The 14,981-nt window shown below is 54.9% G+C and carries 9 protein-coding genes; 7 read left to right on the forward strand and 2 right to left on the reverse strand.

Features of this window, described 5'->3' with window-relative positions:
- Positions 1-23: 23 nt before the first annotated feature.
- The 7 genes from treS (at position 24) to AC5S27_RS05505 (ending at position 11,851) form a co-directional block, all read left to right on the forward strand.
- On the forward strand, positions 24-3,638 hold the full coding sequence (gene treS, locus AC5S27_RS05475; protein WP_493933556.1) for a maltose alpha-D-glucosyltransferase: 3,615 nt from the start codon (positions 24-26) through the stop codon (positions 3,636-3,638).
- Between the two features lie 83 nt (positions 3,639-3,721).
- Complete coding sequence (locus tag AC5S27_RS05480) at positions 3,722-4,906, forward strand: hypothetical protein (RefSeq protein WP_493933557.1); 1,185 nt, start codon at positions 3,722-3,724, stop codon at positions 4,904-4,906.
- 73 nt (positions 4,907-4,979) lie between these two features.
- On the forward strand, positions 4,980-5,792 hold the full coding sequence (locus tag AC5S27_RS05485) for a hypothetical protein (protein ID WP_493933558.1): 813 nt from the start codon (positions 4,980-4,982) through the stop codon (positions 5,790-5,792).
- A gap of 191 nt (positions 5,793-5,983) precedes the next feature.
- The gene (locus AC5S27_RS05490; RefSeq protein WP_493933559.1) at positions 5,984-7,165 is read left to right on the forward strand and encodes an efflux RND transporter periplasmic adaptor subunit; all 1,182 of its coding nucleotides are present in this window, start codon (positions 5,984-5,986) and stop codon (positions 7,163-7,165) included.
- Between the two features lie 2 nt (positions 7,166-7,167).
- Complete coding sequence (locus tag AC5S27_RS05495; protein ID WP_493933560.1) at positions 7,168-9,591, forward strand: efflux RND transporter permease subunit; 2,424 nt, start codon at positions 7,168-7,170, stop codon at positions 9,589-9,591.
- Positions 9,558-10,415 (forward strand): efflux RND transporter permease subunit, encoded by an 858-nt coding sequence (locus AC5S27_RS05500; protein WP_493933561.1) that lies wholly within the window; start codon positions 9,558-9,560, stop codon positions 10,413-10,415. Before AC5S27_RS05495 ends, AC5S27_RS05500 begins: the two co-directional genes overlap by 34 nt.
- Positions 10,412-11,851: an efflux transporter outer membrane subunit gene (locus tag AC5S27_RS05505; protein WP_493933562.1), complete on the forward strand. Its 1,440-nt coding sequence runs from the start codon at positions 10,412-10,414 to the stop codon at positions 11,849-11,851. The genes AC5S27_RS05500 and AC5S27_RS05505 overlap by 4 nt, the downstream gene beginning before the upstream one ends.
- Before the next feature lie 264 nt (positions 11,852-12,115).
- Here AC5S27_RS05505 and AC5S27_RS05510 read toward each other — a convergent pair whose 3' ends face one another.
- Together AC5S27_RS05510 and AC5S27_RS05515 are read right to left on the reverse strand one after the other, a co-directional pair.
- Entirely contained in the window at positions 12,116-13,108 is a 993-nt protein-coding gene (locus tag AC5S27_RS05510; protein ID WP_493933563.1) for a zinc-dependent alcohol dehydrogenase family protein, read from the reverse strand.
- 1,191 nt (positions 13,109-14,299) lie between these two features.
- On the reverse strand, positions 14,300-14,782 hold the full coding sequence (locus AC5S27_RS05515) for a hypothetical protein (protein ID WP_493933564.1): 483 nt from the start codon (positions 14,780-14,782) through the stop codon (positions 14,300-14,302).
- Positions 14,783-14,981 lie beyond the last annotated feature (199 nt).

Here is a 14,981-nt window from a genome sequence, read left to right on the forward strand (position 1 = left end):
CCCAAGAAGCCTGGAGATGACGATTGAAGAAGCTCGCAAGTGCAACCGATCCACTCTGGTATAAAGACGCGATCATCTATGAGCTGCACGTCAGAGCCTTTGCTGACTCCAACGGCGACGGAATCGGTGACTTCCCCGGCTTGCTTACAAAGCTCGATTATCTCCAGGATTTGGGCGTAACCTGCATTTGGCTTCTACCTTTCTTCCCTTCTCCACTCAGGGATGATGGGTACGATATTGCAAACTATGTAGACGTCAACCCATCCTATGGAACACTGAGTGACTTCAAAGCCTTTCTCGATGCTGCTCACCAGCGAAATATGCAGGTGATGATCGAACTAGTGATCAACCATACAAGCGATCAACACCCCTGGTTCAAGGCAGCGCGTGCGTCGGTTCCCGGCTCCGCCGCTCGAGAGATGTATGTGTGGTCGGATTCGGATCAGCTTTATAAAGACGCTCGCATCATCTTCACCGACACGGAGAAATCCAATTGGACATGGGACGAGACAGCGAAAGCCTACTACTGGCATCGATTCTTTTCGCATCAGCCCGACCTGAACTTTGACAATCCAGTCGTCATTGAAGAAGTGTTAAAGGCGATGCGCTTCTGGCTGGACATGGGAGTGGACGCACTTCGTATGGATGCCATTCCCTACCTTGTCGAGAGGGATGGCACCTCTTGCGAAAATCTCCCAGAAACACATGCGGCGATCAAAGCAATCCGCGCTGCGATTGATGACGGCTATGCGAATCGCCTCGTGCTGGCTGAGGCGAACCAGTGGCCAGCCGATGTACGTCCATACTTTGGCGATGGCGACGAATGTCACATGGCATTTCACTTTCCGCTGATGCCGCGAATCTACATGGCGCTCAGGCAGGAAGACCGGCTGCCAATCACCGACATCATGGCGCAGACTCCGGCAATTCCGGACAACTGCCAGTGGGGGTTGTTTCTCCGCAACCATGACGAACTCACGCTTGAGATGGTCACCGACGATGAGCGCGACTACATGTACTTCGCATACTCTGCAGACCCGCGGATGCGCATCAATGTCGGGATCAGACGGCGGCTCGCGCCCTTGGTAGACAACAACCGCAGGCGCATTGAGCTCTTGAATTCGTTGCTGCTGAGTTTTCCTGGAACGCCGATCATGTACTACGGCGATGAACTTGGAATGGGTGACAACATTTATCTGGGCGATCGCAACGGTGTGCGAACGCCGATGCAGTGGAACTCGGACCGCAATGCCGGCTTCTCCAAGTGCGACCCTGCCCGCCTTTATTTTCCTGTCGTGATGGATCCTATCTACGGCTACCAGGTCGTCAACGTAGAAGCTCAGCTCAGTGATCAATCCAGCCTCCTGCACTGGACTCGGAACATGATCGCCTTGCGCAAGCTTTTTCAGGTCTTCGGACGTGGAACGCTCAAGTTCCTCAACCCAACCAATCGTAAGATACTGGCTTATCTGCGAGATCTTGATCGTGGCGATGGCACGCACGAGACAGTGCTGTGTGTTGCTAATCTGAGCCGCTTTGCGCAACCTGTTTCGCTTGATCTTGCAGACTACCGGAGCCTGGAGCCAGTTGAAATGCTGGGATATGTTTCTTTCCCCACCATCACCGATGCTCCTTACCCGTTGACACTCGCACCCTATTCCTTCCTGTGGCTTGAGTTGCAGCCCGCCAGCTCAAAGCCGGAAGCTGTTGCTGAATTGGTGCCGAATGCCATGTCGGGAATGACTGAGCATGAGCCGATCATCGGACTGGATCTGAGTACCTCCGCATGGGCCGGCCTGCTGGGTCAAGGACAAGCCGCTTTTGATGCCGCGATGCAGCCATGGCTACGTAAGCAGCGATGGTTCGGGGCAAAATCTCGCACCATCCAGGCGATGCGCGTGCTGAATTGGGTTGAACTTCCGGTTGACCTTCTTGTCTTTGATAGCCACGATGGCTCTGAGCTCACTCCACATGAGCGCACGTCCATCGAAACTCCGAAGCCAGCGCTCGTTTTTATCGAGCTTCGGTATACCGAAGGAGATGTCGATACGTATCAAGTGCCCCTCGCCGTCAGCACGGGCGAGGATGCTGACAACATTGCATCCGTCTATCCTGATCACGTCATTGCAGCGTTGTCTTCTGGAGCCGTGCTGCACGACGCTACGATTCTCGACAATGTCCGCCGCAGCCTTTTGTCCCTCATCGAGAGTAATGCAGTATTGCCTCTTGAAGCAGGAGTGGCCGATCGCAACGATGTTAGCTCTTCAATGACTCTGCCGAACCTCCCCGCTCCACTCGATGCGCAGCCGGGGCAGGCAGCTCCGGAAGTACGCAGCGGGGGGGCGGTCGTACAGTCGAATGCGAATATCATTCCGCGGGAGACCCAGACTGCAGGCGGCACAATAGTCTTTCCAAAAGCTGCGGAATCAAGTCAGTTGGAGTGTGTGTCTTCGAGCGCGTTCACAGATCGCGATGTGGCTAGCCGCCTCGCATCGCGAGTAGGTTCTGCCGAACAATCGAACACGTCATTGCTGTACGGGCAAGAGCTGATCCTCAAGCTCTTCCGCAGACTTCAGCCCGGCGAAAATCCTGATGTGGAGATCGGCCGTTTCCTCACTGAAGTAGCGCACTATCCGCACATTGCTCCTTTGCTCGGAGATATCTCAATCATCCCCGTCAACGGACAAAAAACCACCATCGCCATGCTGCAGGGAATAGTCGCCAATGAAGGTGATGGCTGGCAGTGGTTCCTGGATCAACTCGGGGAATATTTCGCAAGCGTCGCAGAACTCGCCGCGCCACGTGAGACGCACACGACCAGCTTCTTCGAAGAACGAGCATTGCCGCACGAAGTTAGAGACTTAGCGGCCGTTGCGCTTGAAGCTGCCGCCTTGCTAGGCAGGCGCACAGCCGAATTGCATCTTGCATTAGCTACATCCACCGACGATCCTGCATTCGCAGCAGAGGCGTTGACCAGCGTTGATCTTGCAACCGATGCTCGGCGCATCGATGCGCAAATAAACTCGACACTCGAGGCGCTGAGGGTGAAGCTCTCGACTTTGAAGGAGCTGACTGCAGACGATGCTGCACTTCTCCTGTCACAACGCATTAACCTCTTCGCTCGCGCACATTCCATCGTCTCTTCAGCGCCAGCAGGTCAGCGAATTCGTATTCATGGTGACTACCATCTCGGCCAGATACTCCGCACTCCGGCGACAAACGGCGAAGCTGGAGATTTTGTTTTGCTCGACTTCGAGGGCGAGCCGGCTCGGCCACTCATCGAGCGCCGGCAAAAACAATCACCGTTAAAAGACGTAGCCGGAATGCTACGATCGTTTTCGTATGTGGCTTACACCGGACTGGATCAATTCCTGACCGGCCGCGACGTCACACAAACTTCTGAAATTGAACGCCTCTCCGGCTGGGCAAAGCTGTGGGAGAACTCGGCATCTTCCGAATTTCTGAGGGGCTATCGAGACGCAATCCGTGTGAATCCATCCTTGCTTCCATCGCCGCAACAATCGCAGTCGCTGCTTGCGGCTTACCTGTTGGAGAAGGCGCTTTATGAGTTGCTTTATGAGCTCAACAATCGGCCTGCATGGCTCCGTATTCCGCTTACCGGCATCCTTGCTTTATAGAGGCAGTCGAAACAAAGCGATTCGCTGAATCAATGATTGGTTTCAGCTTTGATTTCAAGAAATAAACCGGTGAGAAAGTAACCATGACGACAGCAAATCCAATTCCGGACCTTACCCCTCCCGCCGGCGATGTCGCGAATGACCTCTTGGTTGTGGTTGCTTCAATGCAGCCGGAGCAATTCGAATATTTGCTCAGCCGGTTAGCGGACTCTTTTCCTGCAGAGACGACTCTGATCGTTTCACCAGACGTTCCTGCGCCGGAGTATGAGACGCCCTTTCGAATCGCATCCGCCGCCGCAACAAAAGCTTCATGGACCCTGACGGCCTCGGACTTCGTCGGTGCACATCAAGTTGCACAGAAACATCAAGCAAAAAAAATCCTGATGCTAGGACCGGAGGCGGCTTCACTCACCTCTACAGCCCTGCAAGATCTGGGCAACAGCATCACCTCCTCAGTCGATCTTGCGATTCCGCATTATGATTTGCCTCCCCGCGCAGGGTTAGTCAACTCGGCGATTCTCTATCCTTTGACTCGAGCTTTGTTTGCGCAACGAGCACGCTTCCCGCTCGCCGTGGATCTTGGACTGTCTATCCGCATGGCTGAGCGACTTGCTACTGCCGCACAAAGATTCACCGCGTTGAACCAAGGCGAAGCGTTGATCTGGCCTATCAATGAGGCCTCAGTCGTAGGATTCAACATCGCAGAAGTAGAGGTTGGTACGCGTGCGTTGCCACAGCCTGCTGAGGCGGATATCAACGCCATTCTCGCGCTTGTAACGGGATCCCTATTTTCGGATATCGATGCCAAAGCAGCGTATTGGCAGCGCGCTCGACCGTTGCCAGCAATGCGCAATCTGATCGCGCAGCCGTGGACGACAGAACCAGCAGAAATCGCTCCAATGCTGGATGCGTTCAGGCTCGCGTACACAAATTTGCGGGAGATCTGGTCGCTGGTTCTACCACCCAATTCTCTGCTCGGGTTAAAACGATTGTCGATAACAGATGCGTCAACGTTTCGAATGCCCGATAGCCTGTGGGCCAGAATCGTCTACGACTTCATGTTGGCCTACAGAATGCGGACGATCAATCGCGGCCATTTGTTGGGTGCTTTAATTCCGCTCTATCTGGCGTGGGTAGCAAGCCACATCAACATCACCGCTTCGGGCACCGACTCTGAGCGTCACATCGAAGAAGTGGCAACTGCCTTTCAAACAGATAAGCCCTACTTAGTTGCTAGGTGGCGTTGGCCCGATCGTTTCAATCCTTGATCGCTGGAATCAACCCACCCAAGGATGAACTACTTTCAACACAGCAAGTAAGTCGATTCAAGGAGTAAATCCTATGCTATCCATGTTGGCTACGATGATTCAGACGGATGTATCTGCGGTTCCCCAGCCGGCTTATGTCGAGCACACTTCGATGTGGCATCACATGTCGGATGCGCTTTTTCAATCGATGTATCGTGTACTGTCCCTTTTCATCGCGATCCTGCCTGGCATCCTGGCTTTCTTCGTCGCTCTGGGTCTGTTCACGGTAGTTGGCATGTTGCTCTCTGCGCTATTGCGAAAAGGTTTGTCAGCTGCAAAGTTCGACGATCGCATTACACGGGATCGAGTTACAACTGACTGGGCTCCATCCAGTTCTCCCAGTGCCTTGATTGCACGCGCGTCGTTCTGGGCGTGCATCTTGCTGGGGCTGGTGATAGGCGTGTCGGCTTTCGATGCCAGCTACGCGACGGGAACAACACCGCCCGTCTCGCTGCTGCCCTCTCTGACGCATGCGGTTGGAGCAATCCTGCTTCTTGTTGCAGGCAACATCATTGCCAGGTTCCTGGCGCGGACAGTGCTGATCGGAGCGGTGAACGCGCATGTGCAGTATGCTCGATTTTTGTCCCTGGGCGTCAAATGGCTTGTGCTGGTGTTAACGGCCGCTATGGTGCTCGACCACTTGCAGATCGGTGGCAATGTTGTTGAGTTGGCATTCGGAATTTTGTTCGGTGGCATCGTACTGACGCTTGCACTGGCGGTAGGACTTGGCTCTCGTGAATTAGTAAGCCGATCCCTGGAAGCGAAGTCGGAACGGTCAAACGAGCAAAATGTCGTCAATCCCACGCATCCGTCCAGCACATCAACCGATCAATTTCGACATTTCTAAAGGGAGCTGACGTACGAGACACTCCTCTTGACGCAGTCTATGTCGTCGGGATAGGTGTGCGTTACGGTTCTCAGGGAGTTCATTTGGGTTTTCCTTCTTCGTCCCTTTCCGAGCTAGATTGACCATACTCAATCACCCGAGCAATGGGACTCTCAAGCTGCGGCTCTAAAGCTTGACCGCCAAGGGGCCCGATGCGAAGCATAAAATGTCGAATCTGGCAGGTTTCTGCCGCGACTCTTTATCTGTTGCTGATCGCTGGATGCCGTAAGAGTGCGCTACCCACACCGCCTCCCCTAGCCGTCGATACGGTAGCCGCAATTGTTCGAACCGTGCCCGTCACAGGCAGCTGGGTGGCAACGCTAGACGGTATGGTCAATGCCCAAATCCAGCCTCAAGTGGGTGGCTATGTCATTCGCCAGGACTATAAAGAGGGCACGGTAGTCCGAAAAGGACAAGTGCTCTTTGAGATCGATCCGCGTCCGTGGCAAGCCATCCAGGATCAGGACAGTGCTTCGCTGGCACAGGCGAAGGCGCAATACAAATTGGCAACCGTCAACGTCGTTCGCGACACACCTCTCGTGCAGGCGCAAGCATACGCACAAAGTTCTCTGGATACAGAGCTCGGAACACAAGAGGCTGACAAGGCTTTGGTGGAGAGTGCTGAGGCAACGCTGGAGTCCGCGAAGCTCAATGTGGGATTTACCAAGGTAAGATCGCTCATTGATGGTGTCGCGGGCCAAGCCGCAATCCAGGTCGGAAATCTTGTATCCACCACCTCGCAATTGGTTGAAGTCTCTCAGCTCAATCCAATCAAGGTTTACTTTTTCGTCAGCGAGCAAGAGTATATGTCACTCTCGGCCCGCGCTCGTGGCATGGGTAAAACCGACTTGCTGAGCACTGGCGATACTCTGCCCCTGACCTTGACCTTGGCAAACAACCAGAAGCACTCGAAGACAGGGCATGTGATCTCGGTTGATCGCGCTGTCACCACACAGACTGGAAGTATTCGGATCGCTGCCAGTTTTCCCAATCCTGGCAATGTGCTCCGGCCAAGTCAGTTCGGAACGGTTTCGGCTCAAACGGACGTGCTGAACGATGCCATCCTCATTCCGCAGCGGGCCGTGAACGAGTTGCAAGGGCTGTACCAGGTCGTGGTGGTGGGTGCGGACGACATCGCCCATCTACGGACGGTCACACTGGGCCCTTCGATTGGGACAGACTCGGTCATCTTGACCGGTTTACAGGGTGGAGATCAGGTTGTCACAGAGGGTGTGGACAAGATTAAAGAAGGTACGAAGGTAGCGCCGCATCTTGCCGCTTCATCGGCTCAGCCCGCAGCGCAATCACAGGCCCCGAAACTTGAGGGGAAGTAACAATGTCCAAGTTTTTTATCGGACGGCCCATCGTTTCCATCGTTATCGCGATCCTAATGCTGATGGGTGGTATCGTCAGCATTTTGAGCCTGCCAACAGCGCAGTTTCCGAACATCGTCCCGCCAGAAATTATTGTGAAGGCCACCTATCCGGGTGCCGATGCGAAGACACTGGAGCAATCCGTTATTACGCCGATTGAACAGCAGGTGAATGGCGTGGACAACATGAACTATATGTACTCCACAAGCGCCAGCAATGGATCTGCCCAGCTAACGGTGGACTTCGATGTGAAGACCAATCCCGATGACGACCAGATTCTGACCCAACTACGCGTTTCTCAGGCGCAAAGTCAGTTGCCCAGTCAGGTTCAGCTTGGCGGCGTTACTGTCCAGAAGTCGCTTTCGTCACCGTTCATGCTGCTTTCGCTTTCGTCGCCCAAAGCGACCTACGACTCAACCTTTCTGGCGAACTACGCATACATCAACATGGTGGACCAACTGGGCCGCGTGAAAGGTGTCGCCCAGGTACAGGTCTTTGGGGCTGGACAGTACGCGCTGCGAATCTGGCTGAAGCCAGATCAGATGGCGAAGCTCGGGATCACGGTCACACAGATTACAAATGCGCTCTCAGTGCAAAATAACGTCAACCCGGCGGGCCAGATTAATGGTGAGCCTGTCCCCGGAAATCAGGATTTTACTTATAACGTATTGACGCAAAGCCGTCTGGTCAGCGTCGAAGAGTTCGGCGATATCATTCTGGTCTCGAACACAACCGGTTCCGTGCTTCATTTGAGGGACGTTGCGCGCATCGAGTTGGGTTCGCAGACCTACAACCTTTCCGGTCGTTTCAATGGCAAACCCTCAGCCGTCATGGCAATTTATCAGCTTCCTGGATCGAATGCAGTGCAATGCGCGAAGGATGTTCGTGCAGCGCTAGGATTGCTCTCAACCGAATTTCCTTCCGACATGGAAGCTAATGTGGCATTGGACACCACTGCGGCCGTCAACGCTGGCATTCACGACATTCTGACCACTCTGGTGATCGCACTGGTGCTTGTGATCCTTGTGGTCTACATCTTTCTTCAAAGCTGGCGCGCAACTTTCATTCCCCTGCTGGCTGTTCCGGTTGCACTCATTGCCACGTTTATGGTGTTCCCCGTGTTGGGATTCTCCATCAATACGCTTTCTTTGCTGGGTTTGGTTCTTGCGATTGGGCTTGTTGTGGATGACGCAATCATTGTCGTGGAGGTGGTTACGCGGCTGATTGAAGAGGGAATGACCCCACGCGATGCTGCCATCAAGGGCATGGAAGAGGTTTCCAGCCCCGTCATCGCGATCGCACTGATACTGTCTGCGGTGTTTGTGCCGACTGCGTTCATTCCAGGAATCACCGGTCGCCTGTATCAGCAGTTTTCGATCACGATTGCGATTTCGGTCATCTTCTCTGCCTTCAATGCGCTTACGCTTAGCCCTGCTTTGTGCGCGATGCTGCTGAAGCCAAAGTCCGAGAGCAAGAAAAAGTCGCTTCGGACGCGTTTTTTTGAAGGCTTCAATCGTGTCTTTGGGCGCGTGACGGACAAATACATCAGCACATCTGGCTGGCTGGTAAGGAAGTCTGGAGTCGCTTTCGTAGTGCTGCTGTGCATCTCCGTATTGGTGCTTTATCTTGGCATCCGACTACCCGGAGGATTCCTGCCGACGGAAGATCAGGGCTATGTCTTTGTTGGGCTTTCGCTTCCTCAAAGCTCCTCGTTGAAGCGGACGTCAGACGCCGCAAAGGATGTCGAGAACGCACTGATGAAGGTTCCCGGCATCGATAGCGTCACCTCAGTCATCGGTTTCAGTCTGTTGAGCGGTACTCAGAGCACCTATAACGCTTTCTTCTTTGTCAGCCTGAAGGACTGGAGCAAACGCAAGTCGCACGATGAGCAGTTTGCAGCTGTGCAGAGCAATCTGACGCAAGCTCTTGGAGGAATCAAGCAAGGGATCGCATTCTCGTTTCCTCCGCCGGCGATTCCCGGGGTTGGCAGCTCGGGCGGCGTTTCGATGGTGCTGGAAGATAGAACCGGCAAGAACAACCCTGCTTTTCTAACGCAAAATGTTGACAAATTTCTGGCGGCTGCGGGCAAACGTCCAGAGATTGCGGCTGTGATCCCGACCTATTACCCAAGCGTTCCGCAGATTCACGTCGAGGTGAACAAGGAAAAAGTATCGCAGCAACAGGTGACCTTGAGCGATGTCTACACGACGCTTGGCGCGTTTCTGGGTGGAGACCTGGTGAACTACTTCAACCGATTCGGCCGGCAATGGCAGACCTACGTCGAAGCCGATGGAGAGTATCGACAAGACATCAAGAGTATCGACAAGACATCAAGAGTATCGATCAACTCTACGTGCAGTCTGCCAACGGCAGCCGCGTACCGTTGAGTTCGCTCGTAACGGTGACTCGAACTACTGGGCCGGAGTTCACGACACGTTTCAATGAATACTCGGCAGCAACCCTGACCATTAACGGCGCTCCCGGCTTCAGCTCGGGCCAGGTGATGACCGCACTCGAACAGGTGTTCAGGCAATCCATGCCGCAGGGTATGGGCTATGACTATGAAGGCCTGAGCTATCAGGAACATCAGGCAGACCTGGGAACGCCAGCGTGGGTGGTCTACGCCATCTCGATCTTCCTGTGTTTCCTGATACTGGCTGCTCAGTATGAGAGCTGGTCGCTGCCGTTCGGTGTTCTGCTCAGCACGCCGGTGGCTATCTTTGGAGGCTACCTTGCGCTCACACTCCGGCATCTGGAGAACGACGTTTATGCACAGATTGGACTGGTGATGCTTATCGGGCTCGCCGCCAAGAACGCCATCTTGATCGTGGAGTTTGCAAAAGGAAAGTACGAAGAAGGTGAGAGCATCTATGACGCGACGCTGGCGGGGGCCAAGCTGCGTTTTCGCCCTATCCTGATGACGGCATTTGCGTTCATCTTTGGCTGCATACCGCTGTGGTTTGCCAGCGGTGCCGGAGGCGTTTCGCGTGAGATTCTGGGGACGATTGTGATCGGTGGAATGACCGCCGCAACCCTCATCGCAGTCTTGCTCGTTCCGGTCACATACTCATTTTCGGAACGGATTTCACAGCGATTCGGCCCAACCCGGAGTGCGAGTCTCGATGAAAAGCACTCTCCTGACGAACCACCGCCCGTTGTGCCACCCACTGGCAATCCACCCACAGCCGCTCCGTTACCGGAGGTCGCATGAAACGGATTGCACTTTCCCTTGCAGGCCTTGGCGCCATCATTTTGGTCGTGGGGTGCAGGATGGGCCCAAATTACAAACGCCCTGTCATTGCGAACAACCCTGCCTCATTTCGTGGAATCACGGCCCCCGATATTCAGCAGGCACCGGGAGTTACGCCTCTGGGAGCACAGAAATGGAATACAGTCTTCACCGACCCCGTACTCCAGGAACTCATCGCCGAAGCGATAAAGAACAATTACGACGTGAAGATCGCTGCTGACCGTGTGCTTGAGCAGCAAGCTCAGTTAGGCATAACGAGAGCTGCGCAATTCCCGACGCTCAGCCTTGGGGGAACGTTCACCGCGAGCGGCGGCAACAACACGAACGGCAGCAGCAGCACGAGCAATAGCGGCACCAGCAGCAGTTCGACAACGGGGAACCATCAGTATGGTGGGATCACCGCCTCGGCCGCATGGAACCTCGACTTCTGGGGCCTATACCGGCGACAGACAGAAGCCCAACGCGCCTACCTCCGTGCCACCGTCTGGGCTCAGCAGACGACCTACAGCACTCTCGTAGAGGATGTGGCCACCGACTACTACGAACTCCGTACCCTTGATGCAGAGCTGGAAATTACCAGGCAGACACAGGATGCACGCCAGCGTTCCCTTGACCTGACAAAGACTCTACAACGAGGTGGGAACGATACCCTCGCCGATGTAAAGCAAGCTGAGGAATTGCTTTACGCAGCGGAAGCCAATATTCCTTACTATGAACGCCAGATCGAACAGCAGGAAAACGAGTTGGCACTCCTGCTCGGTCGCAATCCGGGAACGGTGAAACGGGGCTGGCCTATTGCCGATACACCGCATCCAGTAGCGGTCCCCGTCGGATTGCCGTCAGAGTTGCTGGAGCGTAGGCCAGACATTCGTCACGCCGAAGAGCTACTCGTACAAGCCAATGCCAACATCGGCGCAGCGAAGGCTCAGTTGTTCCCACAATTCTCACTCTCGGGAGAGGGCGGTACATCCAGCAGTCAGCTCAAAGCTCTCTTGGATTCAAAGAACTTTTACTATGAAGCCTACAGCAGTGTCAGCCAGCAGATCTTCGACGGCGGCAAGCTGCGGAACAATCTGCGCTACTACAGAGCGCAGGATCAGGAATATATCGACACCTATCAGCAGACCATAGCGGGAGCGCTGCGTGATGTCTCGAATGCCTTGATCGCCTATACCAAGACCAGGGAATATCGAGACAAGCAAATGGCACAGGTAGCATCCGCAGCAGAAGCAGTTCGGCTTGCGGACATACTGCACAAAGGTGGATCGACAAGCTATCTACAGGTACTCACCAGTGAAGCAACCCTCTACGACGCTCAACTCTCCTTAGTTACAGCTCAGCAGCAAGAAGCTCTCTCGTTGGTGACGCTCTACAACGTCCTTGGGGGCGGATGGTGAGAAGGCAATGTTCGCCGCTAGCTCGATGGATGCTTCATCGCCGATGTGCTCGTCGAGCAGGATGTCAATCTGGAAACGTGCATTGGCCTGTTCTCGCAGACTGAGAATGCCTGGGCGGCTTGCTTCCGAGAAGCCGACTTATCGTTACCGCCCGGGGTCTCGCTGTAAAGCCTCGCCTTCTCCATTTTGACCATCAAATGTCGATCACAACAATTGCCGGACGACGGTTGCGTTCCAACTTCGCCCGGCATTGTTCTTCCAGTGCTACGGAATGGTGATCGTTACCTTGCCGATCTGCTGATTAGAAGCGAGGTAGTCGTAAGCTTCCCTGAACTGTTCCAATGGAAATGTCCTGGCGATAGTCGTTTTGAAGCGGCCATCTTCCAGGCGCTCACGTACATAGTTGCACGCCTGCTCAAGCACAGGTGGCAGGGACGTGATCTCGTGGAGCGTATAGCCCTGCACACGGAGTGCTTTCTGCAGAGAGAGCATCAGTGGAAAGGGTGTCGGCTGGAGCGAGAGCGCTCCGTATTCGAAGATCGTCCCGCCCTGAGCCGTGACCTCCGCAAGCTTATCGACAAACGGACCGGCGACAGGGTCGAATACGATTCTTGCCCCGTTGCCGCCAGTGATTTCGTCCATACGGGCCTTGAGGTCTTCTTCCTCGGTCACAATGACGTGATCGGCGCCCAGCGCCAGCAAAGCATCTCGCTTATCGCTGTGCCGCGTCGTGGCAATGGCAGTACCGCCCTCTGCCTTGACTATCTGGATAGCAGCAATCCCTACGCTGCTGGAAGCCGCGGTGATCAGAACAAAGTCGCCTTGGGTCACCTTGCCGTGCCACACGATCGCCCCATACGCGGTGAGATACTGCATCCAGATCGAGGCCCCTTCCGCCGCGGAGAGCTTTTCGGGGTACCTGGCAAGCCGGCTAACAGGGACAACTGCTTCCTCTCCCAGGGATCCATAGGTGTTCATCGAGAACCCAGGGACTGTCGAGAAGCGCTGCCCAACGATCGATGCGTCCCCATACGGCCCTACGTCCGTCACGATACCAGCAACTTCATACCCTATCCGGGAAGGCAACTTCGCCGTCTCCAGATAATAGCCGCCAAGATACATCAGCTCAGCGCGATTCAGGCCCATGGCCTCTACTCTAAGCTTGACTTCGCCCTCCGCTGGCTCGCGGACTGCAATTTCTTCGAGCTTAAGTTCTTCTGGACCGCCGGTCTTGTAAAACAGCACTGCCTTCGACATTATGTGTCTCCTCTACCAGGTTAGATGGATTAGGAAGGACAACGATGCCAACCCTCTGAGCTCACAAAACAAGCAGGCCTCCGTCGCGGCTGGCCCGCGCACAGTCGGCATCGGTCTTGTCTCTTGCCACGCTCACTACCCATAAACACCCTTCTCGTCATCTGCGATCTGGCGGAGTGCATAATCGCCGAGACACTCATGAATATCCCGGAGACCTGTCGAGATGTGCCCGAGAAGTCGGATTATCGGAAACTACGATTCGAAACGTCCGAAAACGCCACTTTTCCGGTGTCCAGTGAGCGAATCGCCTCCGACAGCTTGCTACGCTGGGGAATGCCCGTACAGCCGTCACTTGGTGATCGAGTTCGTCTCAGCGGAGGCTACGATGTGCAGCCGCGTTGGCTTCGGGATGGATCGGCTTACCCTCAGCGCTGAGAGCCACTCATCCGATCGGAAAATCCCTCCGACGTATCGCATTCTTAGCAACGCAACCTATGATCCGAACGTGTGCAGTTCGGCACCTTGGCACACGAGCTGGCTCACCTGTTCTTGGGGCATCTCGGGGGCGATCGCTACCTGAAGATTGCTGACCGCTCGACGCTTTTCCATCGGGAGCGGGAAGGTGGAGGCGGAGTCAGTGGCGTACCTCGTCTGCCGTCGAGCCTGCGTTGAAATCGAATCGGAATCGTACTTGGTGGGCTATCTGAACGACAGCAGCGAAATGGAGCAGCTGGATGTCAATGCTGTCATGCGGGCCGCTGGACAGGTCGAGGGAAACCTCGAGTTGCTGAGCGCTCCAGGGTTGACTAGCAAGGGCTGTTTCTCCTCGGTTGTCATTTCCGTCGCCATATGGGCTTGCCCTCCCACGCACTCGACTCTTCGTGAGCGTAGACCTGATGCGCTCCGTCCAAGTGAGTAGGGGCAAGGAAGCGCTGCAAGCGGCTTGTGGGGGCCGCCAGGCGTTCGATTCTGGCCTGCCTCCGCTAAGCCCTTCGGGCTTCGCTCCAGCTCGTCAACTGTATAACTAACCCCTCTCAGCGGTATATGCACAGACGGCCAAACATCGGGTCAATGCAAATCGTGTCGTTGACTCGGCATTGATTGTTCTCCGCTAAATCTTCAATCGTAGGCGCAAAAAATCCCTCCCTCCGCGGAACGGAGAGAGGGCAGTTGAAACTTAGCTGTAATGATTTATTCGCCGTCGTCGTCCTTGTCGCCGGCTGGCGCCTTGCGGTTCTTAAAGTCGCTCGCGGGGCGGACCTTTGCCTCGCCAGGATAGGGCCGGATGAATCCGGTGGCTTCATACCAGTTGAGGTGATTGACGGTGTCTGAATCTTCCGATTCAGGCAGTGTGTGCTTACCGGCGAAAACCTGGGCTTTCTTCTTCATCCAGCCTACGCGCAAAGCCTTTACGGCAGGGCTCTCGTTTTTGTTCAACGACGCTGTCGTGGTGACGCCCTGATCCAGTGGAATGATGTTGGGCACATGGGACCAAGGTTTGAAGTTTTCCGCTGGGGGCTGATCGATGAAGATGGTCTTCATCGGCGAGGCCACGAGGTCGAACTGGTTCATCGGCTTCAGACCTAGAATCTGTTCGATGGTACGCGTCATGTTTACCTGGGTATAGTAGGTTGACTCCACGACTCCGTCCTGACGGACGTAGGGGCTGATCACATATCCCGGTTGCCAAATCCTTGTAAGAAAGCTGTGAATCAATATCTGCTAAACGCGCCGCGGTCTTACTGCCGACACACCGGAGACTAGAAGCATCTGCTGGACAGCGGCGTGACAGGAACATTACATTTTTGTCATCTAGCCCACGGGCCTCCGGGCGGATCCATTGGCACTGGGCCGATTGATTGAAGCCGAACCA

The sequence above is a fragment of the Acidicapsa borealis genome, assembly GCF_059115245.1.

Bases quoted from the DNA above. Each gene is read 5' to 3' on its own strand.
- AC5S27_RS05480 (WP_493933557.1), top strand. From the start codon at position 3,722: ATGACGACAGCAAATCCAATTCCGGACCTTACCCCTCCCGCCGGCGAT.
- AC5S27_RS05485 (WP_493933558.1), top strand. From the start codon at position 4,980: ATGCTATCCATGTTGGCTACGATGATTCAGACGGATGTATCTGCGGTT.
- AC5S27_RS05490 (WP_493933559.1), top strand. From the start codon at position 5,984: ATGCGAAGCATAAAATGTCGAATCTGGCAGGTTTCTGCCGCGACTCTT.
- AC5S27_RS05495 (WP_493933560.1), top strand. From the start codon at position 7,168: ATGTCCAAGTTTTTTATCGGACGGCCCATCGTTTCCATCGTTATCGCG.
- AC5S27_RS05505 (WP_493933562.1), top strand. From the start codon at position 10,412: ATGAAACGGATTGCACTTTCCCTTGCAGGCCTTGGCGCCATCATTTTG.
- AC5S27_RS05510 (WP_493933563.1), bottom strand. From the start codon at position 13,108: ATGTCGAAGGCAGTGCTGTTTTACAAGACCGGCGGTCCAGAAGAACTT.